Source organism: Kitasatospora sp. NPDC033851 (assembly GCF_055576085.1).
In genome coordinates, this window is record NZ_JBVIRL010000014.1 from 164,918 (window position 1) to 189,096 (window position 24,179).

The window sequence follows — 24,179 nt, forward strand, 5'->3', positions numbered from 1 at the left end:
CCGACCTATTGCCGTGCGGGGAGGGTCTCCTCCTCCGGGGCCGCCGCCCCGCCCGCCGCAGGGCCTGCGCGCAGCCCGGGCGCGAGCAGCAGGGTGGTGGCCAGTGAGGCCGCCGCCGTCACCACCATGCCGGTGGCCGGCGACGTCAGCTCGGCCACCGAACCGGCCACGGCCGCGCCGACCCCCTGCATGGTCAGCATTCCGGAGCTGTGCAAGCCCAGCGCGTGCCCGCTCAGTTCGTCCGGTGTCAACGCCATCAACCGCTCCTGCAGCAGCAGCCCCGCCGCGTACCCGAAGGCGGCGACCGTGACCAGCACCAGGGCTACCGGCCTCCCCGGGTGGACCGCGAAGACCAGGTACGGGGCGGCGAGCAGGACGCAGAGCGGGACGGCCAGCCGATCCCGCCGGCGGGCGGGCAGGAAGCGGCCCGCGACGGTGTCCCCGACCAGCATGCCCACCGCCCCGAGGGCGAACATCAGGCCGGCGTCGGCGGGCGAGTACGGGACGTAGAGCGACTCCACGCCGACGATCAGGCCGTTCGGTACCCACAGCGCGAGACAGACGTACCGTCGCGGTACCGAGGACCAGAGGCGCGCATTGGTGCGCCAGGTCTCGGCGACCGACGTCCGCCCCGCGCCCCGGGCCGGACGGCTGCTCAGCCCGCACCGTGCCACCACGGCGGCCGGCAGGTACAGGCCGGCGGACAGCAGCAGCGTGCCGCGCGCCGAGAGGACCGTCACCAGCGCGCCGCCGACCGCGAAGCCGCAGATCTGGATGACGCCGACCGACATGTTGAGGACGGACCGCCCCAGCAGGTACCCGTCCCGGGTCAGGACCTCGTTGAGCAGCCCGTACCGCACCCCGCCGCCGACGGAGTCGACGACGCCGAGCCCCAGCAGCACCGCGAACACGGCCCAGACCGGCAGCCCGGGGATCGCCTGCAGGGCCGTGCCCGCGCCGAGGAGCAGGCTGAGGCCGGTCATCGCCGCGCGGGGCGGCAGCCGGTCCGCGCCGGACAGGACGGTGGCCGCACCGACCAGCTGGGCCAGCGCGGGGCCGAACATGGCCAGGGAGGAGAGCAGCGCCGAGCCCGTCCGCTGGAACACCAGAATGCCCAGGGCCAGCCCGCCCACCGTCTGGGCCGCGGTCTGCCCGGCCGAGGCGAGGAGGAGCGGGGTGAACTCCCTGGTACCGAAGAGCTCCCGATACGTACGCATGCGGGGAGTCTCTCCGGCATGATCGACGCGTCGGCAGACTTTCGCGGGGAGGCGAAACCACATGGGCTGGTGGCGGGTCGACGCGGACACCCTCGCCGGGGGCCGGTTCGTGACGTCACCGCTGGCGGAGGCGCTCGCCGGCCTGAAGACCCTGCACCGCGGCAGCGCGAGTCACGTCGGCGAGCACCGATGGCTCGCCGCCCACCTCGCCGACTACCGGGACCGCCTGGCCGGCGACCCGGTCACGGCGGCCTTGGTCGGGGCCGCGTTGGGGCGCCGGTGGAACGCCACCTTCCTCACCCCCACCCCCCTCGGCGACGGCGAACCCACCTTCGCCGAGGAGCTGGAGCAGGTACGCGGCACCCCGGCCGCCGTCGTCCGCGCCGACCTGGCGGAGTCACTCGACCGCTCGCTGCCGGACCTGCTGCGGCGCGACGACCTGGCCCCACGAGCCGCTGACCTGCTGGAATGGGTGTGGACGGAGACGGTCCAGGACACCTGGCCGCGCCGCTGGCGGATCATCGAGGCCGACATCCTCGCCCGCACCGCCCGGCTCGGCCTGCACGGCTGGGCCACCACCCTCGACGACATGCGCCCCGGGATGCGCTGGCTCGGGGAGGACCGCCTGCAGATCACCGGCTTCGACAGCCCGCCGCTGGAACTCTCCGGCGTCCAGCTGATGTTCGTCCCGGTCACCCTGAACCAGAGCTGGGTCTGCTGGGACGCCCCGCCCGTCGACGGCCGGCGCATTCCCCCCGCTCGGCGCCTGCCCCCCGCCGGGCGCATGCTCCCCGCCCGGCGTTTCGCGGTCGTCTACCCGTGCTCGGGAGTCCTGGTCGACGACGACCGCCGCCCGGTGCCGAAGGCCCTGGCCGCCCTGCTCGGCCCCGCCCGCGCCGAAATCCTCGCCCTGCTCGACACCCCGAAGACCACCACCCAGCTGGTGGCCCTCACCGGCCTCCCGCTGGGCTCGGTGGGCCGGCACCTGCGGATCCTGCGCGAGGCCCGGCTGACCCAACGCCGGCGAGCGGGCCGCTCCGTCCTCTACTGCCGGACCACGACGGGCCGGACCCTGGTGGACGAACAGCTGTCCGAACCCGGAGCGCACTGACAACGGCGCGGCACGACGGTCTCGGGGGATTCGAGCCGGGCCCGGCCCCGTCGGGATCCGGCGGGCTCGCCGGATCCCGACGGGGCAGTCGGCCCGGTGTCAGCTCTTCGGCGCGGCGGCCGGGCTCGCGGCCGGGCCGGCGTTGCTGTACGCGCCCGTCACGATCGGCCACTCGTGCTGGTAGATCTTGAAGGGCAGGTCCTTCTCGAACAGCGGGGTACCGAAGACGGCGATGCGGCCGAGCACGGCGCCGTCGATCTCGACCCCGCCGGAGAGGGCGGCCTTGCCCTGGACGACCGGCTTGCCGGCGCTGCTGTCGATGGTGACCGCGCCGTCCACCGCGGCCTTGAGGTACGGCTCGACGGTGGCCTTCACGCCCACGGAGTCGTACAGGGCGACCGAGCCGTCCGCGACCAGCCCGCTGCGCACGTTGGCCTTGCCGTCGAGCGAGGCCTTCACCGGGGAGATGGTGGTCTTGATCGGCTCGCTGGTGCCGGTCCAGCCGCCGGCCTTGGTGTAGTCGGCGTGGACGGCCCAGTCGCCGTCGGCGGCCTGGGCGACGTCGACGGTGACCGTGCCGTCGGCGGAGACCTCGGCGTAGACGGTGACGTTGACCGTGATCACGACCGGCACCTCGCCGACCATCACCGTGTAGGGGGAGGTGAGCGTGGCGATCGGTATCTTGACCTGGCTGATCGACTTGCTCAGGCCCGCGGTGACGCGCCAGTTCGCGTGCGCGCCGAGGTCGAAGCCGACCTTCGCCTGGTCGAGGCTGAGGAGGCCGCCGCCCTGGTAGGAGAAGGTGACGCTCGGGTCGAGTTCGATCGAGCCGGTGAGCTGGGCCTTCGCCCCGCCGGGCAGGTCGATGGTGTCGTCGGCGTCCAGCTTCAGCGCGGCGGAGGCGGAGCCGGCGGCGCCGTCGGCGCGGGGGACGTAGGAGACCTTGACGTCCTTGAGCTGTGGGGTGACCTTGATCTTGTGCGGGTCGAGCGCGGTCTTGACGTTCGCCCAGGCCTGGCCGAGCAGTTCGGAGATGGTGGCCGGGCGGGTGCTGACCTCGACCTTTCCGGCGGCGGCCGGCTTGACGGCGGTGACCGCGAGCAGGGCACCGTTCGGCGCGGCGGCCGAGGGCGGGCTGTCGATCACCTGGCCCGGCTTGACGGCGGCGGCGACCGCGGCCGTGGCGGCCGGACTCGGGGTGCCCTTGCCGCTGTCGACGACGGCGAGCACGGCCTTGCCGGACTTCTGGTCGTAGGCGGCGAGCTTGAGGTCGGGCGTGCCGGTCACGACGGCGGGCGTGCCGGACGGGGCGGGGGCGGGTGCGGCGGCAGCCGCCTTGGACGGGGACGACGGCGAGGACGAGGCCGGGGCCGGCGCGGGCACTGGTGCGGCGGCCGGTGCGGCGGCCGGGGTGCGGTCGGCGACGGGGGACAGCAGGGTCACCTTCGCGTCGCCGGCCGGAGCCGGGCCCTGGGCCTGGGCGGTGGACGCGGAGCCGGGGGCGCCGGCGACTGTGTCCGGGGCGGCGGCATCGGTGGACTGGACGGCCGGCGTCGTCGGGTCGCAGGCGCTGAGCGTGAGCACAACGGACACGGCGAGCGCGGGCAGCACGAGGGTGCGCATGTTCATGCGGAGGGTCACCTTCAGTGAATGTGGGACAGGAGAGGAGCAGCGCACCGGCCGTCATCCACCACGAGAGTGTCAGGGGCATGCCAGGCGTCGCGTCGGCAAGGTCCACCGCGGGAGGAACGACAGGATTCCGGGGCGAAAAGCGCCTCGGATCGAAGCCCGGGGTGCAGGTGCGGCACCGGGCGCGATCCACCGGCGCCCTAAAACTAGAGCCAGTAGTTTTACCTGGTCGAGAACGTACACTAGTCCGTGATCACAGCACGCATCGGGGGTGGCGCAGCCGAAGGAAAGAGGAGAGACGATGGGCAGACCGCCGCGGTCGCTGCTGACCAGAGAGGGGATCATGCGGGCGGCCCTGGAGCTGGTCGACGAGGAAGGCGCCGACGCGCTGTCGACCACGCGCGTCGCGGCCCGGCTGGGCGTCAAGGGCCCGTCCCTCTACAACTACGTGGCGGGGCGCGACGAGATCATCCAGGGAATGTTCGAACTCATCGTCGCCGAGATGGACCTCGACCCGGCGGTCCGGCCGTGGACGACCGCGCTGGCCACCTGGGCGCGCGCCTACCGCGCCACGTTCACCGCCCACCCCAACGCCATGCCGCTGCTGGCTGCCCGTCCGGCCCAGTCGGTGGCGGCACTCCAGGTCTATGCCAACGCCTTCGCGATGCTGCGTGAGGCCGGCTTCCCGGAGGATCGCCTGCTGACCGTGACCATGGCCCTCAAGCAGTTCGTCATGGGCTCGACCCTCGCCCTCGAAGGACACCCACTGGGCACCGCACCGGCGGAGGACCTTCCGCTGGGACTCGAACCGTTCCTGAACCCCGCGCCCGACTTTCGCGAACAGGTCTTCGAAACCGGGCTGGCCCTTCTGATCCGGGGATTCCGGGACGAACTGGACGACCTCCGGGCCCAGCAGCCGAGCTGACGCGCCCGAAGCGCCGCGCCGGAGCCCTGACGACCCGCCGCCGCACCGGGCGTCGCGGCCCGTCGCCCGGCGCGGGCGCGTTCGACCTGCTCCGGGACGACGTCCACCTCGGTGACCGCCGCGAAGCGGAACCCCGTCAGCGCGGCCTGGCCCGGGCGGCGAGGAGGGCGATGTCGTCCTCGGCGGCGGGCGACGGGGGCGGGACGAGGGAGTGGAGGACGGCGTCGAGGAGGTCGTCGAGGTCGCCGGTGGCGGGCAGACGCAGCGCGGCGAGGCGCTCCAGGGAGGCGTCGATGTCCTCGCCGCGCCGTTCGACCAGTCCGTCCGTGTAGAGCAGCAGGGTCCGGCCGGGGTCGAGGGGGTGGGAGGTCTGCTCGTAGCCGCCGAGGCCGGTGCCGAGGGGCGGGCCGGTGGGGACGGGCAGCAGTTCGGTGGGCTGGTCGGGGGTGATCAGGGCGGGCGGCAGGTGGCCCGCGCTGGAGAGGGTCCAGCGGCCGCGGCCCGGGTCGGCGAGGGCGAGCAGGCAGGTCGCGGGGCGGGCGGAGTCGTCGGCCGAGATGACCGTGTCGAGCTGGCGCAGGATCCGGTGCGGAGGCAGGTCCATCCCGGCGATGTCGCGCAGGGCGGAACGGTAGTGGCTCATGTCGACGGCGGCCTCGACGCCGTGCCCCATGACGTCGCCCATCGCGAGCAGGGTGCGGCCGAACGGCAGCCGGACCGTCTCGTACCAGTCGCCGCCGACCACCGAGCTGGTGCCGGACGGCAGGTAGCGGGAGGCGAGGGCGAGGTTCTGGTGCGGGTTGCCGGGTTCGCTGAGCAGGGCCCGCTGAAGCTCGAGGGCGATGCCCTGGGAACGGGCGTAGCGGCGGGCGTTGTCGATACCGGTGGCGGCCCGGGCGGCGAGGTCGCCGAGCAGGACGGCCTCGTCGGCGGTGAAGGGCGGGGTGGCGGCGGTACGGCCGAGGGTGAGCAGCCCGACGAGGCGGCCGCGGGCGGCGAGCGGCAGGACGAGCAGGGAGGCGGTCCCGGCGGGGCAGGCGTCCTCCGGGCCAGGCTCGGCGAGCACGGCGATGGCGCCGGCGAGGCTGCGAGCGGCGGCCGATCCCTCCCGGTGCCGGATCGATTCGCCCGGGCGGGTCAGGTCGGCGAGCGCGTCGGTCAGGGCCGGGACGGCCCGCACGGCGGCGCGGTGCAGCCGCTGGGATGCGCCGCGGCCGGCCCGGGCGGGGTCGGCCTCGGGCGGCAGGACGTCGACGACGGCGAGGTCGGCGAGGCCGGGCACCGCGAAGGCGGCGAGTTCGGCACAGGTGGTGCCGATGTCGAGGGTGGTGCCGATCCGCTCGGCGGCGGCGTCGAGCAGCGCGAGACGGGCGCGGGCCTGTTCGAGCTCGCGGAGCTGCTCGCGGGCCGGGTCGGGGTCGTCCAGGACGACGACGATCACGCCGGTGGTCCGTCCGGCGTGTCGCAGCGGCCGGTAGCGCACTCGCAGGCCCGGCGGGACGGGGTGGCCCGCGCCCGCGCCGCCGGTGGCCTGTTCGCGATCGAGGCCGTCGGCGAGGACGCGGCGCAGCACGGCGGCGGCACCGGCGAAGGCGGTGGCCTCAGTGGTGCGGCCGAGCAGGTCGGCCCGGCGCAGGCCGGTGGCGGTGGTGAAGGCGGGGTTGAGGTACTGCCAGCGCAACCGCTCGTCGAGCACGGCGACGCCGACCGGGGCGGCGTCGAGGACCGCGCGGAGCAGGTCGGGATCGTCGCCGCCGGGGTCGTTGCCGTGGTTGTTGCCCGGGTCACCGTCGCGGGCACCGCCGTGGTCACCACCGGTGATCGCGCCGATCCTCGCGGCGAGGGCCGCCGCCGTCGCCGCCAGCGACCGGGTGCCCGGTGTCGCGGGCGGGGAGCCCTCTGCTCGGTTGTCGCGCCGGAAGTGCATACGCCCATGATCACGCGCCGGAGCGCGGCACGCCCACAACTGGACGAAACCTTGACCGGCCGGGGACGGTGTTGTAGCCGCAGCGGTGCCGCAGGAGCGAGGAACCGGGAGGGATGAGCCGCACGACCTGGAGCGGCGCCCGGGTGGCGTGCCGGAGAGCGGCCTGCGTCCGGCGGGCGAACGCCGGATGATCACCGGTCATACTGGGGCGTCGGCGCCCGACACCGGACGCCGCAGGCCGTGCCAGACCACCCGCAGACCAGCGTCAGACCCGTGCGAAACCCGTGCGAACCCGTGCGCGACCGTTCGAAACCGTGCGCGACCCGTGCCAGACCGCGTGACACTCATGCGCGACACTCATGCGCGACGCGTGCCGGACCGCGCGAGGCCCGTGCCGGAGACGTCCGTGAGCACCAGACCGGAGGAACCGATGAGCCCCCACCAGCCGACCAGTCGCCCGGCGGCCGGGGCCCCCGCGGTGCCCTGGAACCGGCAGCGGCTGCGCAGCAACAACGAGTGGCTGCTGCTGGAGCTGCTGCGCACCGGCGGTGGCTCCTCGCGTGCCCAACTGGCCCGGGACACCGGCCTGTCCAAGCCGACCGTCTCGGCCGCGCTGGCCGCCCTGGAACAAGCCGGGTTGGTCCGCGAGGCCGGGCGACTGGCCCCCGAACGCGGCCGCACCGCCGTGCTGTACGAGGTCGACCCGACGGCCGGGCACGTACTCGGCGTCGACATCGGCCGGGCCCGGCTGCGGGTGGCCGTCGCTGACCTCGCCGGGACGGTCGTCGCCCGCCGGGACGTGGCCAACCGCGGCCGTTCGGCGAACGCCGTCGCGGACGCCGTGGTCGCCGCCGCGCACGAGGCGATCGCCGAAGCGGGCCTGGCCGCCGACGACATCGTGCACGCCGTGATCGGCACCCCGGGCGTGTGGGACGAGGAACGGCGCGGGGTGCGCTACGCCTCCAGCCTGCCCGGCTGGGGCCGGCCCGGGCTGTTCGACCGGATCGGGGAGGGACTGGGGACGGCCGTGTCGGTGGCCAACGACGCCAACCTGGCCGCGCTCGGCGAGTACACCCTGGGCGCCGGGCGCGGCAGCCGGATGTTCGCCTACCTGCTGGTCGGCACCGGCCTCGGGCTGGGCGTGGTCAAGGACGGCGAGCTACTGCTCGGCGCGCACGGCGCGCTGGGCGAGATCGGACTGGTGCCGCTGCCCGCCCGCCCCGACGAGCCGGTGGCGACCATCGAGCAGGAGGCCGCCGCGGACGCCGTGGTGCGCACCGCCCGGGACTTCGGGCTGGGCGGGGAGGGCACCGCGCGGCAGCCGACGGCGAAGCAGGTCTTCGAACTGGCCCGGGCCGGGGAGGCCGCGGCGCTCCGGGCCGTGGAGCGGGAGGCCGAGCAACTCGCCTACGCTGTCGCCGTGTTGTCCGCCGTGCTGGACCCGGACCTGGTGGTGCTCGGCGGCGGGATCGGCAGCAGCGCCGACCTGCTCCTGGAACCGCTGGAGCAGGCCCTGCACCGGCTCGCCCCGATGCGTCCGACACTCGCGCCGAGCCTCCTGGGGGAGGAGGCGGTGCTCCTCGGCGCGGTCTCCACGGCGCTGGAGTCCGCCCGCCCCGAGGTGTTCGAGCGCCGGACGGCGGGGCTGCGCTGACGGCAGGACGGCGCTGAGGGTGGGTGCTGCGCCGACGACGGGGCTGCGCCGGCGGATGCGGTAGGGGTGTCAGCCGGTGGCCGGGGTACTCCGGCCAGGCTCGCCCGCGGCTGCCGTCACAGGCTCAGCAGCAGGTCCCGGACCGCTGCGGGCCGGGACAGGAACGGGTGGTGGCCGGTGTCGAGCTCGACGACGCGGCCGGCCCGGCGGGCGAACTCGCGCTGCAGCCGCGGCGGGGTGCCCCGGTCCTGGGCGCAGACGAGGTACGTCGAGGGCACCTGCTGCCAGGCGGCCGCCCCGACCGGCTGCCCGGTCACCCGCACGCTCTGCCGGGCGAGGTGGTCGGCGGCCTGCGCCTGGACCTCGGTGTCGCAGTCCTGAAGGAACGTCTCCACGAGCAGCTCGGGGCGGACGCCGAAGGTGCCGGCGCCCGCGTCGACGTCGATGAACGGGGCGGGGCCGCCGTCCCCGAACTCCGACAGGCTCTGCCCGACCTCGGGCAGGTAGCTGGTGACCAGCAGCAGGTGCCGCACCGACCCGATGCCCGCGGCGGCTTCCGCGGTGACGATGCCGCCGTAGCTGTGGGCGACCACGACGGTCGGCTCCTTACCGGTCTGCAGCACCTGCCGTACCGCGGCGACGTCCTCGGGCAGCCCCGGACCGTCGGCGCCGCCGGGCGCGCCCGTCTCACCGCAGCTCGGCAGCGCCGGGGCCACGCTCGCCACCCCCCGCTCGCGCAGTAGCTCGGCGGTGCGGTGCCACCACCACGACCCGTCCCGCACGCACGCCCCGTGCACGAACACGACCCTCATCGCCACCTCCGCGTCGGCCACTCCCGGGAAGAACAGGCCTACGATCACAGGTTCCCACGGGCGTCGATTCCCCTGCGGGCGGCGGAGGTCGGGCGTGGCGCGGCGGCGGTGCCGGTCGGAGTTCGGTGTGGTTCCAGTCGCCGGTGCAGCTGACCTGGCCGGCGACGCCGATCAGCAGCAGCGCTCCGAGAGCGTCCACCGGCGGCGGGTGCCCGCCGGGCCGACTGTGCGGCGGGCGACGCGCGAACCCGTCACCCGTCACCCGTCCGACAGTCGCCCGGCGGACAGCGGCTCTCGGCCCCGCTCGTGGGTCACCCGGCGGTCACGGGACGGGTGGTGGTCCGGTGCAGGTGGGCTTCGATCAGCGCGGACGTGGCCTCCGGCTGTTCGAGCTGCGGGAGGTGTCCTGCCCGGGGGACGAGTTCGAGGCGGGCGTCGCCGAAGGCGGCGGCGTAGGCCGCGCCGTAGGCGGGGGTGACGATGCGGTCGCTCTCGCCCCAGAGCAGGAGGGTCGGGACCCGGACGCGGCCGAGCCGGCGCAACAGCTTGGGGTCGTGCATGTAGGGGTCGCCTGCGAGCGTTCGCATGGTGGCCAGGTTGGCCTGCCTGCGGGCGAGTTCGCCGGGTGGCAGGTCGGCGGGGTCGACGTGGTAGCGGTCCGGGTCGTGCCAGGAGAGCTCGGCGAGCCCGCGGGCGTCGAGGGCGAAGACGTCGGTGATCGGCTCCGCCTCGACGTCGACGCCGACGGCGTCGATCAGGACGAGGCCGGTGATGACTCCCGCGCTGTCGCGGACGGCCATCTCGGCGGCGATCCAGCCGCCGAGCGAGGAGCCGACGACGAGGACGTCCTTGAGGTGGTGGTCGTGGAGGTGATGCAGGTAGGCGAGGGCGAGGTCGTCGATGCCGGTGAGCCAGGCGGGGCGCTGTGTGCCGTCCCAGCCGGGGTGGACGGGGGTGATGGTGTGCGCGCTCCTGGAGAGGTGCTCGGCGAGGCCGGCGACCGTGGCGGGGCCTCCGCCGCCGTGGAGAAGGAGGACGGGCCGGCCGGCGCCCGTCTCGGACAGGGTGAGGGACAGGTCGAGGTGCATGGCTCCACAGTAACTAAATATCTTTATATAAGCTAGCTTGGTTGTGTCGTAGGATCACTCCATGCATGGTGAGCTGCAGGAACTCGGCAGAGCGGTCAAGCAGACCCAGTACCGACAGCATCGGGCGCTCGACAGTGCCCTCGCGGCCGTCGGCACGACGCTGGCGCAGTGGGACGCCCTGCGCGCGATCAGCCGTTCACCCGGGGCCTCGGCGCGTGCGCTGGCCGTCGCGACCTTCCAGAGCGAACAGGCCTTCGGGGCGCTCGTCGGCCGCCTGGCCGCCCAGGGCCTCGTGGAGCGCCGCCCCGGGCACGGCCGCCGCATCGAGCACCACCTCACGCCCGCCGGTGAGCAGGTTCTGACGGCCGGCCATACGGTCGCCGACGAGGTGCTCGCCGACTGCTTCGCCCCCCTGTCCGAGGTGGACCGAGCCGCCCTGCTCGACCTGCTGAGGCGGCTCGCCGCCGGAGCGGGCGGATAAAAGCGGGTGGTGAGGTTGGCGGATCTCGATCTGCCAACGAGTGGGGAAACTGTGCGTAGGCCGCGTGGGAGGCGTGCTGGAATCGCACGACCGCCGACTCGGAGATCCTGACGCGGAGGGGGCTGACGGGGACGGCAAGCCGGGGGATCGGCAGGGCGGCACGTGTGCGTCGCAGCCGGGTCGGCTCGAGCCGGCCCCGGTCCAGCGCGGCGTACATCGCGCCGTGCCCGCGCCGGTGCTCGGCCGCCAGCGACAGGTCCACAAGCGTCTTGACCGGCCCCTCCGTGCACAACAGCGCGTCGGTGAGCTCGAAGAGCACATCCGCTCGCTTGTACAGACTCTCGGGGAACTCGACCCGAAAGCGGCACAGAATGCCCAACGCGTCCCCTACGGGCGCGTCGGCGGGAAGACTCATGGGCAGCGGCCGTTCTCTCGCATTTCGTGACTCGACATCTCGAAGCGTGGAGAACGGCCGCCTCCGCTGTCCCGGAAGGAACCGCAGATCAGCAGGTCGGGTGACCAGCGAGGTTCAACGACAAGCTCAGCTCAGACGCCTCGCGTAACCGACGCATCCTCGGAGCTCTGGTTCCAACTTCAGGGGCCGACCCGGTCGTAGCGCAGTGACGTGCGACCGGCGGCGTCGGAGTAGATCTGGGCAACGGACGCTGTCCCGACTGCGTCGCTTCGGATGCCCTGCAGCCGGATCGTGGTCGGCCTGTTCACGTGGATCAGCTCGCTGATCGGTGCGGTCGCGTTACCGCCGGCCTGGGCGTTGCCGGGGTTCAGGTCGATGACCTGGTAGACGAGCCGCTCGCTGTCCGCGACGGCGGTGTTCGATGTGGCATCCCACAGCCGAGCGGTGATGTACGTGTTGACCGGGGGAACGCCTGCGAGACGGCCACGGACGTTCGCGTCGAGCTCGTAGGTCCCGGCCCGGGGCAGGGTGACCTCCAGCGGGGCGTCGGTCCACACACCGGGCGGCAGGTTGACCACCGTGTTGAGGTGGGCGATTCCTCGGACCGCCGTGGGCGCCGCGGGGGCCGCGGTGACGGTGGTCTGGGTTGCGACGGTCGTGGCGCCCACGAGCACGGCGACGGTTACGGCGGTAAGTCCGGTGCGCAGCGATGACATGATGCCTCCGAGACGGATGCCAGCGGAATGTGCCATCGCCAATGTAGGGACGCTCGCAAGGCGGGTGTATCACCCGGCAGGGTGATGCCCGCTTGCAAGTCGACGGTCGCGAGCGGGCGTGCGCCGGGAGCTCCCGGAGCGCTCGGCCATCGCCGTCTCGCGAGGCATCGGGCCTGGTCGAGGTCGCGGGCCCGCGGTCGGCGACGGCCTCGGCGGTGGCGCGGGTGGTCAGCTTCCACAGCCGGCGGGCGGGCGCGCCGGGCCGTCCCGCCCGTTCGACGCCGGCGTTGCCGACGGCGGGCCGGTCCAGGACCAGTGACCGGACAGGTGTCGGCGGTCGCGGTGCGCACCCGCTCGGTATGCCCCACGACGACAGCACCCAACTCCTGGCACTGCTGGACGCGGTCGCACCGATCCGGGGACTTCGCGGACGCCCTCGGCGCAAGCCCCGACGCCTGGATGCCCCGTCAGGTCTGCGCTCGGCCTCTTCGGTGACTGCGGCGAGCGGTGACAGGTACCGGGCCTGCGGGTCGACGCAACGTTCTGAGACTCGCTCGGGTACGCCGTGCGCCTCCCGCCGAAGCAGACCCGTGCCGGAAGGCCGGACACGCCCACGCGAAGGGATGACCGGCCCGAATCAAGTGTGGTGCCGGAGCCGGTCGTTGAGCGCGGCACCGACGTCGGGGCAGTTCTTCCGGATGATGTCGAGGAAGGCGCGCAGCACCGGGGAGTGATCGCGGCCCGCGAAGGACAGGACGAGATCGGGCAGGGGCGTGCGCGGGGTCACTTCACAGAACCGCACTCCCGGACGCGGGACCGCCCTCATGCGGGACGGCCCCAGGCCGACGCCCACGCCCGAGGCGGCGAGGCCGATGATCGTGTGCACGTCCCTCGCGACGGTCGCGCCGGCGAGAGCCGATGAGTCCGTGCCCAGCAGGGTGCGCAGTCCGGCGACTACGGCGGGCTCGTCCTCGCCGGCCGACACGATCAGTGGCTGTCGCCGCAACTGGTCGGCCGTTACCGATTGTTGACCCGCGTACGGGTGCACCGTACTTACCACAGCGATCACGTGGTCGCGTCCGATCGGGACGGACACGAGATGCTCGGCTCCGGCGCCCCGTGGCGGGCCGAGGGTGAGGGCCACGTCCAGCTCCCCGGCGACGAGAGCCGAGCTGCTGCGGTTGGTCGCCATCTCGTGCAGTTCCAGTCTCACGTCGGGCCGTTCACGGCCGAACCGGCTCAGGACGCCCGGCAGCGGGTCGAGCAGTGCCGAGGCGATGAAGCCGAGGCGCAGACGTCCCGTCTCGCCGCGCGCGGCCCGGCCCGCATCGACCGTGGCCGCCGCGATCTCGTCGAGCGCCCGGCGTGCCCGCGCGAGGAACGCCTCACCGGCGGCGGTCGGGAACACCCCCTGACGTGTGCGGTCGAACAGCCGGGCCCCGACCTCGCGCTCCAGGTCGGCGATCTGCTTGGACAACGGCGGCTGCGCGATGCCCAGCTCGCCGGCCGCCCGGCCGAAGTGTTCGTGCTCGGCGAGAGCAACCGCGTACCGCAGGTGTCGCGCTTCCATGGCTCGCCCTCCATCCCATCGATCCCATCGGCTGCCGACAAGACCTCAAAGATATTGCCATGCCACTTACCAGATCTATGACTGGATGGCGCGGTGGTTCCTGTCTGGAATGGAGCCATGAAGAACGTATCTCTGACCGGCACCGTCTTCGTTTTCGTGCACGGCGCCTGGCACAGCTCCGGACAGTGGGCAGCGACGCAGCGCGCGCTGGCCGGACTGGGCGCTGCGAGCGTGGCCGTCGACCTGCCGGGGCACGGCTTCGACGCACCCCTGCCAACCGGATACCTGCTGCCCGGCCAGCCGGGCCTGCTGACCGAGAAGTCACGGCTCGCCCCCCTGGCGATGGACGACTGCGCCGAGGCAGTACTGAGCGTCCTGCGCCAGGTGCGTCACCATCGCACTGTCGTGCTCGTCGCGCACAGCGCGGGCGGCGGTCCCGCGTCCCTGGCCGCGGAGTGGGCACCCGAGCTGGTGGACCGGATCGTCTACCTGTCCGCGTTCGTCCCGGGCGGGCGGCCGCGGTTCTTCGACTACCTGGGCTCACCCGAGAACGCCCCCGCGCTGGGCCGGAACCTGAACCTCGGCGACCCCGAGGCCCTGGGCGCCGTACGGATCAATCCGCTCTCACCGGATCCCGCCTACCTCGACGAACTGCGGGAAACCCACTACCACGACACCCCGCTGGACCGCTTTGACCGGTGGCGGTCCGCGCTGAGCCCTGATCTGCCCCTGGCGATCCCGACGGCTCCGGTCACCCTGACCGCGGCACGGTGGGGACGAATTCCACGAACTTTCCTGCGCTGCGCCGAGGACCGGGCGCTGGCACCGGCCGCGCAGGACCTGACGATCGCGGAAGCCGACCGGGCCTTCCCCGGTAACCCGTTCACTGTGCATACCCTGCCCGGCAGCCACAGCCCGTTCGCAGCCCGGCCGGGCGAGCTCGCCGCGGTCCTCGCCTCGTGAGCCGGTATCGGCCCGTGAAGGGTTTCCCGTTCCTGAGCGCGGGCCGGCTCGCGGCCGGTGCCGGCGGGCGGCTCGTACTGCCGGTCGTGCTGTGCGACATCCGTGCAGTTGCTCAACGTCACCATCGGGCAGATCGCCGCCCCGGCGATCCGGGCCGACCCGGGTGCCGTGCAGCTGATGGTGGCCGGGTACACCCTGACCTCCGCCTCCGCGGCCGGTTCTGTGTCCGGGCTGTTGCCCACGGCTCAGCAGCTGGGCGGGTCGATAGGGTGGATGCGGCGGGGCTCGTCTACCTCGCACCCGCCGGCCCGGGCGCCGCGTTTCGGCACGCCATGATCTACGAGGCCGCCGTCTTCACCGTCACCGCGCTGATCAGCCTTCGGATGCGCGATCGGAACCGACCGGCCGCGCCACTGGCAGATGCGGCTATCCCGCCGCACGACATCCCCTGGGCGGCGGCGAAAAGAGCCTGGTAGGCAGTGTGCAGGAACATGCGGGTCAGGGCGGCGCCGAGGCAGAAGTGCGGGCCGGTGGCGACCGGTGGCGGTGGGTGCTCCGTGGTGCTCCCGGCCCGGTCGGTGCCCGGGCCGGGAGCGGCAGATCCTGGTAGCGACCGCGGTGTGGCGGGGGCTGGTCAGGCTGTGGCGCAGGCCTTGGTCACGTCACCGGCGGCGCTGGTGATCGCGCCGAAGTCGGGCTGCTGGTTGTGGGAGACCTTGTCGAGGGCATCGTCGACAGCCTTGGAGAGCTTGTCGGTGGCGGTGTCGAGCTTGCCCCCACCGTCCTGATGGATCTTCTTGGTATCGTCGACGATCTTCTTCAAAGCGTTGGTGGTGTGCTTGCGGCGCTCCTCGTCGGTGATCTGGCCGACGTTGACCGCTGAGTCCGCGAGGTCCTGGACATCGCCGGTGAGGCTGATCGCACGCTTCCCACAGTCGATGGCCTGGTCGGCGTTCTTGCACGCGGTGAACAACGGGGCCGCGACGAGCACCGCGAGTGCGGTGGCGGCCAGGCGGTACGGCTTTCTTGTCATGTCAGAATCCCTCCCGCCTGCACAACGCCGTTTTGCCGTAAGGCGGTTCCGGCAGCGTGGATGAAGGGTTGGCAAAGCCTTTGCCCGTTACCGAATGTGGCAATCAGTCAGTTTGCCTGGTCCGGACCGGGCGTTCCCGGTCCGAGGAGGTCGGTGCAGGCCTGCCAGGCGGCGGGCGGCAGGAGGTCGCGGGTGCGGGCGAAGAGCCCGTACAGGGCTGGTCCGTAGCGGGCGGCCAGGTCCGCGTTGTGAGCCAGGACGTCGAGTTCGTTGGCGACCGTGATGGCGAGGAAGGCCCGCAGGTCCTCCTCCGGCGGGGTGTGGTCGGCCCCGGTGAACCGGTCGCGGAACACCACCGGTTCGTCGACCCCCAGGCGCGGGTAGACGGCCGCCCGGTCGCAGCTGGCGTAGAGGTGGACGAGTGCTTCGCCGCGGTGGCCGATGAGGTCGACCAGGGTGTCCCGTCGGTCGAGCCCCAGCAGGGCCTGGTCGAATCCGTCGGTTCCGTACGCGGCGTGGCAGAGCCCGGCGGCCCGGACGGCATGGTCGCAGCCCCAGTCCGCCAACAGGCCTGCCACCCGGAGGAGATGGGACAGCAGCGTGCCGCCCGGGTGGGGGATCCGGTCGGTGCCGTGGGCGCGGAGGAAGGTTTCGACGCGGTCCCACGCGAGCGCGCTTCGGTGGTCGGAAGGCGTCACCTCGCGCGTCCTAACTCGTTTCCGCCAGATTCTGATCGTTGGGGCCCCGCGCGGGTCCGCGCCCCGGCGGCCGTCCCCGTCCGGCGGCCTCTGACAGCTCGCCGACCAGTCGGGCGAGGGTCGGGACGGCCACCCCGTGCGTGCCGGCGGCCCGCAGGACGGCGCTGCCGATGGCGCCGAGCTCGGTCGGGCGGCCGGCCTCCACGTCGCGCTGCATCGAGGACTTCATCGCCCCGGGGACCCGATCGACCGCCGCGAGCAGGGCCTGCGCGTCGGCGGGCGCGCCGACCGCCCGGGCGACGGCGGTGATCTCATCCAGCGCGGCGAGGAGTTCGGGCCGGTGCTCGGTGCGCACGGTGCCGACGTCGCTCGCATGGCGGGTGGTGAGCAGCGCCAACGGGGCGAGGAAGGAGAACTTGCTCCACAGCATCGCCGTCTCGTCCTCGCACAGCGTCACGGCCAGGCCGGAGTGCCGCAGTCGATCGGCGAACTCCCCGACGGGGGAGTTGGGTTCGCTGGGAGCGGCGAGTTCGACGGCGGCGAACGGGCTGGTGTGCTCGATCCGACCGGGCGCGGTGCGGGTGGCCTCGACCCGGATCGTGCCGGCCACGACCCGGGCGGCCGGGTAGCGCCGGCGTAGGACCGCCATGTGGTCCAGGCCGTTGAGCAACGGCACCACGATCCCGGTGCCGAGCACCTCGGGCGGCAGCCGGTCGAGGGCGGCCGCCAGGGCCGTCTCCTTGACGGTCACGAAGACGGCGTCGACCGGTTCGCGCAGCTCGGTGGCGGCCTCGACCGCGGCGGTGAAGTCGCCGAACTGCCCGCTGTGGACGTGTAGTCCGTCCCGGCCGAGGATGGCGGCGGTCTCCTCGCCCGCCAGGCAGACGACGCGGTGCCCGTCGCGGGCGAGCAGTCCGCCGATCAGTCCGCCGACGCCGCCCGGTCCGAGGATCGCGACGGTCAGGGGGGTGGTGGTCATGCTGACTCCTGTGGGTGAGAAGCGGGTTGGGGGGGCGGTTACGGGATGTCCCAGAAGAAGCGGCCCTCCAGACCGTCCGGGCTGAGGAAGCCGAAGCCGTCGCCGTAACCGAAGTCGAGGAAGTACGGATCGCCCTCGTCCGGGGCGTCCGAGAGGGCGAAGAAGTACCGCCAGGGCGCGGGGACCTCGGCTTGGCCGCTCGGAAAGGACGGGAGACCGCCGACGTGGTCGTGCACGTGACCGCCGTCCGGGAACCGGACCTCGGGGCCCTCGCCGCGCAAGTACCGCTGGAAGACGGCCCGTTCGTCCATCGACCGGTCGAGGTCCTCAGGCAGCGGCCGCAGATCGAGGTGGAACTCGACCGGTGTCTCGTCGCCGTCCGGGTCGCGGCGCCACAGCGTACGGCCGCGGGTGTCGGGCGGGCCGATGACGGCGAAGGGCGGGATCCGCCCGCCCGGCTGGACGAGCAGCAGGGCGTCGCCCGCCTCCGGGTCGATGCCACCCGTGATCTCCCCCTCCTCCAGGAAGAGGTAGGCGAGTCGCAGCTCCTCGCCGGGGACGGCGAACTGGCCGATGAACAACAGTGGTTCACCGGTCGTCGGCGAGAGCGGCCAGGCGGGTTCGGCCAGCCAGCAGGGCTCGCCGCCGAGCTTGGGGACGGGAGCGGTGATCGGCCGCTCGGGCTCCCGCAGGACGAACTGCAGGCGGGGGAGGAAAGCGGCGTCGTGCGGACCGGTTGCGGTGCCGGTGGGCTGCGGGGTCGGCGAGGGCGTCGAGGATGCCGGGGTCGGCGAGGGCGACGAGGATGCCGGGGTCGGCGAGGGCGACGAGATTCGTGGGGTCATGGGGTGGCCTCGGCGGCTTCGTAGAAGGAGACGACGTCGAAGCTGAACGGCCCTTCGTGGCGCGGCTTCCGCCCCGGCGCGGCCGACCGGCCCGGCGCGTGGTGGCGGTAGAGGTGGAGCGGGTAGTGGTGGAGGGTGCCGCGGGTGGGATCGGGCACCGGCAACCCCTCGGCGCGCAACGCCTCGACCAGCTCGTGGGCCGGCCAGCCGAGCAGGTCGATCCCCCGGTAGCCGACCGGGCAGGCGGGCCGGTCGTCGCTCGGGTTCCGGCCGACGGTCACGCTGCAGAGGCGGTCGCGGTCGTCCGAGCAGAGGGTGACGCCCACCCCGGGCAGCTGGAAGGCCAGCGCCCAACGGCAGCCGCAGACGAAGGTGTTCCGCACGCCGTCGGGCAGCAGCTCGCCGTGCGGGGCCAGCAACGTGCGCACCGCCGCCTCGGTGAGGCCGAAGCGCACCTCGGGCAGCGGCGCGGGCAGGCGGACGCCGTGGCCGGGCAGCAGGTCGATGGTCACCCGATCATGGTCTCTTGCGAGGCGGGCGGAGGGGAGGCCGGGGCGGAAAATGGTGAGCCCGCTCCGCGACCGCTGTGGCGACCGGTTCCAGCGGCAGGCGAACCTCGCGAAGAACGACCGGGCCCACGCGTCAGGGTCAGCCCACTCCCGGGTAGTAGCCCCGTGGGTGTTCCGACAGCTGGGAGAGGGTCAGTTGACCCCCGCCCCGGCAGATCGGGCACACCTGTTCCCTGTGGCATTTCGATGCAGCCGGTCCGTCCGTGGGGCTCGCTGGGTACCCACCCGCGGCCGCCGCATCCGGAGCGCCACCTGGGGCCCTCGCACTCCTAGCAGAGTACGTGAGCTTGCTCTTCAACCTCTCGCCCGGGCCTACGTGGCGTCCGCGTATGCAAGGTGGGTGCCGCAGACCCGGCAACGGAAGAGGTAAGCGGTTGGCTGGCCGTTCCTGGTCAAGGCCCTGAGGTACTGCTCGGCCTGCGCCGAGGACCAAGGCCCGTGGCTGAGTTCCTGCCGAAGCGCTGCCCACGCTTCGGGGTGGTCCACAAGTTCGGTGGCCCCGGCGCTCCCGAGGAAGGCAGCACCGTCGCCGCAATGGATCAGCCAGCGTTCCTGCTGCCACCCGCTGAATCCTGGCGTGCGTTGTGTGATCGCGAAGAGCCGGTCCAGCGGCACGTCGTCGACGACGTCTGTGAACTGGGCCTCGAAGCGTTCGGCTGCGCTGCCGTCGGCGATGCACCACGGACACAACCGACCCCGAAGGTTCTCCGCTGCGTAGACCGGGCCGGCGTAGATGTAGCCACGGACCCGACGGCAGCAGATGCACTCTGCGCCGGACTGGACGATGGCGCCGGTGGCCATCGGGTCGGGGTGATACGGGAATTCTGGAAGCGGCTCTGTCACGGCGAGCGACCGTATCACCGCAGCGACGGCTGCTCAGCTGGACGACGCCGCGTACACCCACCAGCTCTCCGAGGTGGCGAGCTTGTTCGGTTCGGCGGGTTTCTCCCACGGGCGGCGGAGGTCGGTGGCCAGGGGCCGGGCGAGACGGACGGGGGCCCGCCCCCTGAGGCCCCCGCTGCGGCTCGCCCCCCGTCTACACCCTGCCGCAGGGCACCGGCTCGTTGTACGGGCCCGACGCCGTCGTACGGTTGCCGCACACGGTGACCGTTGACGAGTAGGTCTGCACGACAGCTTCCGCGCCGATGAACGTGTTGTGGATCACCTCGCCGCTCGGCACGCCGACCAGTTCGACCCCGGCGGCGAAACCGCAGCCGCCGGCTTGGATGGTGGTGGTGTTTCCGGAGACATCGGCCCGGGAGACGTTTCCGAGCGCGATCGTGGTGCCGAACGATCTCAGGGAGTTCCCCGTGACCTGTGCCGGGCCGTATTCGTTGCTCGGTGGAGCGATGTAGACCGGGGGATAACAGGTGACGGGGTCACTGGTCTGGACATTGTCGCGGAGGATGAACGGACCGGGTTTCACCCCGTAGTCGCTCGCCGCAGCCAGCAGCCCGAGGTAGACATCGCGGTAGGTGTTCCGGACGAGCGTCACGTCCCCGGTCCACACCGCGCCCTCGATCTCCACGTCGGTCATCCAGTAGCCGACGTTGCTCACGTCGTTGTGCTCGATCACGTAGTTGTGGCAGTTGTCGCACGAGAACGCGTGCCGGCCGGTCGTGTGGACTGTTGAGTCGCGGACGGTGACATCGCGCGGCGCCACGGCTCCGTTGCCCTGGCCGTCCCACGTTCCACCGGAAAAGAGCTCCACGGCGTCGCCCCAGGTGTTCTCGATGTGCAGCCGTTCGAGCAGAACGCCGTCGGCACCCCCGATCTTGACTCCGGCGTCGTGCTCCCGCGCCGAGTTGTAGCAGGAGGGCTGGCCGACCACCGCGCAGTGCTCGGAGAAATTCGTACCCTGCAGAGTCAGATCCCGGACGACGAAGCCGCCCCCGCGGTCGAACCAGAGCCGCGCGCGGTTGGTGCTCACGGGCGCGTCGACGGTGGCCTTGATGGTCGCGCCGCCGCCCTCGATGGTGATGTTCCTCCGCTGGGTGAAGGTGATCGAGCCGTTGGTCAGGTAACAGCCGTTGCGGGCCAGGCGGATGGTCGCCCCGTCGGGAACCCCGCCCAGCCAGGTGTTGAACGCATCGGTGACGTCCTGCGAGCAGTCGGAGGCCACGGGTGGCGTGACCGGCGCTGCCCGGGCCGTGCCCGTCGCCGAGACACTGGCCAGCAGAGCGAGCAGGAAGGCCATAGCGGTGACACGTCTCTTCACTTTCGTCTCCCAGGATGATCGACAATCCGTAAGAGCATCATCACGCTACGCAACTGCTCGGGCGCGTCGAGGACGCCCGTTCGCACCGCCCGAACTCCCGGCGTTCCTCTCCTCCTCGCATCGCCGAGAGGGGACACCCCGGATCCCGGCAGTCCCTTGTCAGGTCAGGCTCACAAGCAGGCACCAACCGGGTGTGACGGGAGACGGTCTCGGTAGCGGTGACCCTCGCGGGACGTTCGCCGCGGAACACGGCCGAGTAGTGGTAGCGCAGCGGCTCGTGCCAGTCGGCGACCGACGGCTCGTCGAGGAACAGCAGGCTGAGGTCGGCGCCGGGGCTCAAAGCGGCGATCAGCTCGACCAGTTGCCCACGCAGGGACCGACCCGGCCGGTCCGGTTCGTCACGTACTTCCGACGTCCCACCCACGGTGACGATCCGCCGTTCTCCGGGGGCGCGCGGAGGTCAGGGGGATGCCACGTGGGCGGCGGCGAGGAGGGCGGGAAGGGTGCCCCGGAAGGGGTGCATCAGGGCGCCGACCTCGTGCCAGAAGCCGGGGGCGTGCGGGTACGAGGCCAGATGGCGGGCCAGGTGGGCGCGGGCGGCGGTGTGGAAGGCGGCGAGACCGCCGCCCGGCTCCTGGGCGTCGGCGGAGAAGGAGGAGGTCTGGCCGGCGTGGCAGGCGACGGCGGCGGCCGGGCGGGTATGGGCCACCGCTTGTTCGGCGGTGATCAGGCCGTCGACGAGTTCGGCGAGCGCGAGCGCGGGCGCGCGGTGGGCGCGGGGCAGCAGCGCGACCAGACAGCCGACGCTGAAGCGCCGCGCCAGGGTCGCGATCTTCCTGGCGTGTTCGCTCTCGGCCGTCATGACGGGGCCGCTGACAGGCGGGGTGGGGGCGCGGGGTTGTCGGGTGGCCGGGCGACGGCACGCGGCCGTAGCAGCCGCCGTGCGCGTCGTGGGTGACGACCGGTGGAATGTCGGGTCGCGTCGGTGGCCGTTCGAGTCGACTGGTCGAAGGAGTCGGCACCACCTGCGGGGTTCGGTTTTCCGAACCCCGGATTCGGGGGCCAGCACAATCGATCTCCCGGCCCCGGACGCCCACGATGGAGGGCATGAACGGGATGACGACAGCCGCAGCCCCGGCGGCGCATGACGGGGTGACGGGCGCGGCCCTGAGTGGGGACGGGCTGCACCGGGAGTACGGGCGCGGCACGGCGGCGGTCCGGGCGCTGCGCGGAGTGTCCGTGGCCTTCACGCCAGGGACCTTCACGGCGGTGATGGGGCCCTCGGGCTCGGGCAAGACGACCCTGCTGCACTGCCTGGCCGGGATGGACCGGCCGACCCGCGGCACCGTCCGGTGGGGCGACACGGAGGTGTCCGGGCTGCCCGAGCAGCGGTTGGCGGAGCTGCGCCGCACTCGGATCGGGTTCGTGTTCCAGGCCTTCAACCTGATGCCGGCGATGACCGTCGCCCAGAACGTCGAGCTGCCCGGGCGGCTGGCCGGACAGCCGCCGGAGCGGGCCCGGGTACGGGAGGCACTGGCCCGGGTCGGGCTCGCCGGGCGCGAACGACACCGGCCCGGCCAGTTGTCGGGCGGCCAGCAGCAGCGGGTGGCGATCGCCCGGGCGCTGGTCGCCCGGCCGGAGGTGCTGTTCGCCGACGAGCCGACGGGCGCGCTCGACCGGGCGACCGGGCACGACATCCTCGACCTGCTGCGCACGGGCGTCGACACCGACGGTCAGACCTGTGTGATGGTCACCCACGACCCGGCGGCCGCCGGTTATGCGGACCGGGTGCTGCTGCTCGCGGACGGGCTACTGGTGGACGAACTGGTCAAGCCGACCGCCGCGCAGGTCGGCGAGCGGCTGAGCCGGTTGGGCGGGTGAGCGCGATGAGCAGTCCTGTCCTGGCCCTGTCCGGCGGGCAGATCCGGCGGCGGCCCGCGGCCTTCGCCGGGCTGGGGGCGGCACTGTTCCTGGCGATGGCGGCGGTGACGCTGTTCGGCTCGCTGGTCGCCGCGCAGGTGACGGCCCCGGCGGGGGTGGCACGGGCACCGGTGGCCGGGCCGGGAGTGATGGTGATCGCCGCGGCGTTCGGCGAGATCGCCGTCCTGGTCGCGCTGTTCGTCGTGGCCAACGCGCTCGGTTTCACCCTCCGTCAGCAGCACCGTGACCTGGCCCTGCTGCGCACCGTCGCGGCGACACCCCGCCAGGTGCGGCGGGTGATCCGTGCCCAGGTCCTGGGCACCGTCCTGCTGGCGGCCGTCCCGGGCTGCGCGGTGGGCCTCCTCGCCGCCCGCGCCTTCCTCACCGCCCTGCAGCGGCGCGGGATGGCCGCGCCCGGTCTGCACATACCCGGGTCACCGGTGCCGATGCTGGTCGCGCTCGGCGTGGCGCTGCTGGTCGGGATGGTGGCCACCGCCGTCGCGGCCCGGCGGATCACCCGGCCCGCGCCGGCCGTGGCCCTGACGGAGGGGACGGGCGGCCCGCGGGGGACGGGCGTGCTGCGGCTGCTCGCCGGGGCAGCCGTGCTGGCGGGCGGTGCGCTGCTGCTGAGGCTGGCCGCGACCAGGCCGCCCGGGGAGCTGGACAAGGCGGGGCAGGCCTCGCTGCTCGGTTCGCTGGTGCTGTTGGTCGCGGTCGCCCTGCTGGGGCCGTTGGCGGCGCGGGCGCTGGCCGCCGTGCTCGGCGTCCCGGTCCGGGCGCTCGTCCCGCGGGCCGGCTGGCTGGCCGATGCCAACCTGCGCGGCTACGCGGCCCGGCTCTCCTCGGCCGTGGTCCCGGTCGCGCTGCTGGTCGGGCTCTCCGGCACGATGCTGATCATGACCAGCACCGCCGAACGCGTGGCCCGGGCCACCGGCGCCGCGACCAGCGTCACCAAAGCGAGCGACGTCTGGCTGCGCCAGGCGGAACTCGGCCTGCTGGTCTGCTTCGCGGCGGTCTCCACGGTCAACACCCTGGTCGCGCTGACCGCCGACCGGCGCCGCGAGTTCGCGCTGCTGCGCCTGGTGGGGGCAACGCGACGGCAACTGCTGCGGATGCTCTCCGTGGAGGCGCTGCTGACCACGGCGGTCGGCGTGCTGCTGGGCGCGGCGGTCGCGGCTGCGGCCTCGGGGGCGTTCAGCTGGGCGGTGCGGGGATCGGTGGTGCCGGTGGTGCCGGGCGCGGGGTGCGCCTGGGTGGTGCTGGGCGCGGCGGTCCTGACGGTGCCCGGGATCGTGGGCACGGGGCTGTGGGCGATCGGGGGATCGGCGGTGGAGTCGGTGGGCGGGGAACGGGGGTGAGGTGACGGGTTCGGGCGTGGCGGTGGGTGTGGGGGTGGGGTGGGCGTGGGG

At 73.1% G+C, this 24,179-nt stretch carries 23 protein-coding genes and 1 pseudogene; 8 read left to right on the top strand and 16 right to left on the bottom strand.

The window, feature by feature from the left end:
- Window positions 1-5: 5 nt before the first annotated feature.
- Window positions 6-1,217 (bottom strand): MFS transporter, encoded by a 1,212-nt coding sequence (locus ACZ51D_RS25450; protein ID WP_465663603.1) that lies wholly within the window; start codon window positions 1,215-1,217, stop codon window positions 6-8.
- A gap of 61 nt (window positions 1,218-1,278) precedes the next feature.
- On the opposite strand from ACZ51D_RS25450, the gene ACZ51D_RS25455 reads away from it, so the two are divergent.
- Window positions 1,279-2,328 (top strand): ArsR/SmtB family transcription factor, encoded by a 1,050-nt coding sequence (locus ACZ51D_RS25455; RefSeq protein WP_465663604.1) that lies wholly within the window; start codon window positions 1,279-1,281, stop codon window positions 2,326-2,328.
- Window positions 2,329-2,427: 99 nt separating this feature from the next.
- Here ACZ51D_RS25455 and ACZ51D_RS25460 read toward each other — a convergent pair whose 3' ends face one another.
- A complete protein-coding gene (locus tag ACZ51D_RS25460; RefSeq protein WP_465621850.1) occupies window positions 2,428-3,957 on the bottom strand; it encodes a hypothetical protein in 1,530 nt (509 codons plus the stop codon).
- A gap of 301 nt (window positions 3,958-4,258) precedes the next feature.
- Between ACZ51D_RS25460 and ACZ51D_RS25465 the strand changes: the two genes are divergently transcribed.
- The gene (locus ACZ51D_RS25465) at window positions 4,259-4,882 is read left to right on the top strand and encodes a TetR/AcrR family transcriptional regulator C-terminal domain-containing protein (RefSeq protein WP_465663605.1); all 624 of its coding nucleotides are present in this window, start codon (window positions 4,259-4,261) and stop codon (window positions 4,880-4,882) included.
- Between the two features lie 136 nt (window positions 4,883-5,018).
- On the opposite strand, the gene ACZ51D_RS25470 is transcribed toward ACZ51D_RS25465, so the two are convergent.
- Window positions 5,019-6,809 (bottom strand): SpoIIE family protein phosphatase, encoded by a 1,791-nt coding sequence (locus ACZ51D_RS25470; protein WP_465663606.1) that lies wholly within the window; start codon window positions 6,807-6,809, stop codon window positions 5,019-5,021.
- Window positions 6,810-7,239: 430 nt separating this feature from the next.
- Between ACZ51D_RS25470 and ACZ51D_RS25475 the strand changes: the two genes are divergently transcribed.
- The gene (locus tag ACZ51D_RS25475; RefSeq protein WP_465663648.1) at window positions 7,240-8,463 is read left to right on the top strand and encodes an ROK family transcriptional regulator; all 1,224 of its coding nucleotides are present in this window, start codon (window positions 7,240-7,242) and stop codon (window positions 8,461-8,463) included.
- A gap of 116 nt (window positions 8,464-8,579) precedes the next feature.
- On the opposite strand, the gene ACZ51D_RS25480 is transcribed toward ACZ51D_RS25475, so the two are convergent.
- Window positions 8,580-9,275 carry an alpha/beta fold hydrolase gene (locus tag ACZ51D_RS25480; RefSeq protein WP_465621856.1) on the bottom strand — a complete coding sequence of 232 codons (696 nt, stop codon included), beginning with the start codon at window positions 9,273-9,275 and terminating at the stop codon, window positions 8,580-8,582.
- A gap of 311 nt (window positions 9,276-9,586) precedes the next feature.
- Complete coding sequence (locus ACZ51D_RS25485; RefSeq protein WP_465663607.1) at window positions 9,587-10,363, bottom strand: alpha/beta fold hydrolase; 777 nt, start codon at window positions 10,361-10,363, stop codon at window positions 9,587-9,589.
- Between the two features lie 61 nt (window positions 10,364-10,424).
- Here ACZ51D_RS25485 and ACZ51D_RS25490 point away from each other — a divergent pair, with 61 nt between their 5' ends.
- The gene (locus ACZ51D_RS25490; protein WP_465621860.1) at window positions 10,425-10,844 is read left to right on the top strand and encodes a MarR family winged helix-turn-helix transcriptional regulator; all 420 of its coding nucleotides are present in this window, start codon (window positions 10,425-10,427) and stop codon (window positions 10,842-10,844) included.
- On the opposite strand, the pseudogene ACZ51D_RS25495 reads toward ACZ51D_RS25490, so the two are convergent.
- From ACZ51D_RS25495 to ACZ51D_RS25505, 3 genes and pseudogenes are all read right to left on the bottom strand, one after another.
- Window positions 10,771-11,259 (bottom strand): annotated as a pseudogene (locus ACZ51D_RS25495) (transposase); the annotation flags it as partial. The gene ACZ51D_RS25490 and the pseudogene ACZ51D_RS25495 sit on opposite strands and share 74 nt — an antisense overlap.
- Before the next feature lie 179 nt (window positions 11,260-11,438).
- Window positions 11,439-11,975: a hypothetical protein gene (locus ACZ51D_RS25500; RefSeq protein WP_465621862.1), complete on the bottom strand. Its 537-nt coding sequence runs from the start codon at window positions 11,973-11,975 to the stop codon at window positions 11,439-11,441.
- A 637-nt stretch (window positions 11,976-12,612) separates the two neighbouring features.
- Window positions 12,613-13,545 carry a LysR family transcriptional regulator gene (locus ACZ51D_RS25505; protein WP_465663608.1) on the bottom strand — a complete coding sequence of 311 codons (933 nt, stop codon included), beginning with the start codon at window positions 13,543-13,545 and terminating at the stop codon, window positions 12,613-12,615.
- 117 nt (window positions 13,546-13,662) lie between these two features.
- On the opposite strand from ACZ51D_RS25505, the gene ACZ51D_RS25510 reads away from it, so the two are divergent.
- Together ACZ51D_RS25510 and ACZ51D_RS25515 are read left to right on the top strand one after the other, a co-directional pair.
- The gene (locus ACZ51D_RS25510) at window positions 13,663-14,508 is read left to right on the top strand and encodes an alpha/beta hydrolase (RefSeq protein ID WP_465663609.1); all 846 of its coding nucleotides are present in this window, start codon (window positions 13,663-13,665) and stop codon (window positions 14,506-14,508) included.
- A gap of 102 nt (window positions 14,509-14,610) precedes the next feature.
- Window positions 14,611-14,844, top strand: a complete 234-nt coding sequence (locus ACZ51D_RS25515; protein ID WP_465663610.1) for a hypothetical protein — start codon at window positions 14,611-14,613, stop codon at window positions 14,842-14,844.
- A 298-nt stretch (window positions 14,845-15,142) separates the two neighbouring features.
- Here ACZ51D_RS25515 and ACZ51D_RS25520 read toward each other — a convergent pair whose 3' ends face one another.
- From ACZ51D_RS25520 to ACZ51D_RS25555, 8 genes are all read right to left on the bottom strand, one after another.
- Window positions 15,143-15,541, bottom strand: a complete 399-nt coding sequence (locus ACZ51D_RS25520) for a hypothetical protein (RefSeq protein WP_360500333.1) — start codon at window positions 15,539-15,541, stop codon at window positions 15,143-15,145.
- 107 nt (window positions 15,542-15,648) lie between these two features.
- Window positions 15,649-16,239 carry a DUF6817 domain-containing protein gene (locus tag ACZ51D_RS25525; RefSeq protein WP_465663611.1) on the bottom strand — a complete coding sequence of 197 codons (591 nt, stop codon included), beginning with the start codon at window positions 16,237-16,239 and terminating at the stop codon, window positions 15,649-15,651.
- 10 nt (window positions 16,240-16,249) lie between these two features.
- Window positions 16,250-17,218, bottom strand: a complete 969-nt coding sequence (locus tag ACZ51D_RS25530) for a ketopantoate reductase family protein (RefSeq protein ID WP_465663612.1) — start codon at window positions 17,216-17,218, stop codon at window positions 16,250-16,252.
- Window positions 17,219-17,256: 38 nt separating this feature from the next.
- Window positions 17,257-18,063 carry a hypothetical protein gene (locus ACZ51D_RS25535; protein ID WP_465663613.1) on the bottom strand — a complete coding sequence of 269 codons (807 nt, stop codon included), beginning with the start codon at window positions 18,061-18,063 and terminating at the stop codon, window positions 17,257-17,259.
- Window positions 18,060-18,575 carry a hypothetical protein gene (locus ACZ51D_RS25540; protein WP_465621872.1) on the bottom strand — a complete coding sequence of 172 codons (516 nt, stop codon included), beginning with the start codon at window positions 18,573-18,575 and terminating at the stop codon, window positions 18,060-18,062. The genes ACZ51D_RS25535 and ACZ51D_RS25540 overlap by 4 nt, the downstream gene beginning before the upstream one ends.
- A gap of 369 nt (window positions 18,576-18,944) precedes the next feature.
- Window positions 18,945-19,475, bottom strand: coding sequence for a CbrC family protein (locus tag ACZ51D_RS25545; RefSeq protein WP_465621873.1), 531 nt, complete (start codon window positions 19,473-19,475; stop codon window positions 18,945-18,947).
- Window positions 19,476-19,668: 193 nt separating this feature from the next.
- Window positions 19,669-20,829 (bottom strand): right-handed parallel beta-helix repeat-containing protein, encoded by a 1,161-nt coding sequence (locus ACZ51D_RS25550; protein WP_465663614.1) that lies wholly within the window; start codon window positions 20,827-20,829, stop codon window positions 19,669-19,671.
- Window positions 20,830-21,310: 481 nt separating this feature from the next.
- The gene (locus ACZ51D_RS25555; protein ID WP_465663615.1) at window positions 21,311-21,712 is read right to left on the bottom strand and encodes a hypothetical protein; all 402 of its coding nucleotides are present in this window, start codon (window positions 21,710-21,712) and stop codon (window positions 21,311-21,313) included.
- A 254-nt stretch (window positions 21,713-21,966) separates the two neighbouring features.
- Between ACZ51D_RS25555 and ACZ51D_RS25560 the strand changes: the two genes are divergently transcribed.
- A complete protein-coding gene (locus ACZ51D_RS25560) occupies window positions 21,967-22,731 on the top strand; it encodes an ABC transporter ATP-binding protein (RefSeq protein ID WP_465663649.1) in 765 nt (254 codons plus the stop codon).
- Window positions 22,732-22,736: 5 nt separating this feature from the next.
- Window positions 22,737-24,128 (top strand): ABC transporter permease, encoded by a 1,392-nt coding sequence (locus tag ACZ51D_RS25565; protein ID WP_465663616.1) that lies wholly within the window; start codon window positions 22,737-22,739, stop codon window positions 24,126-24,128.
- The last annotated feature ends 51 nt before the right edge of the window (window positions 24,129-24,179 follow it).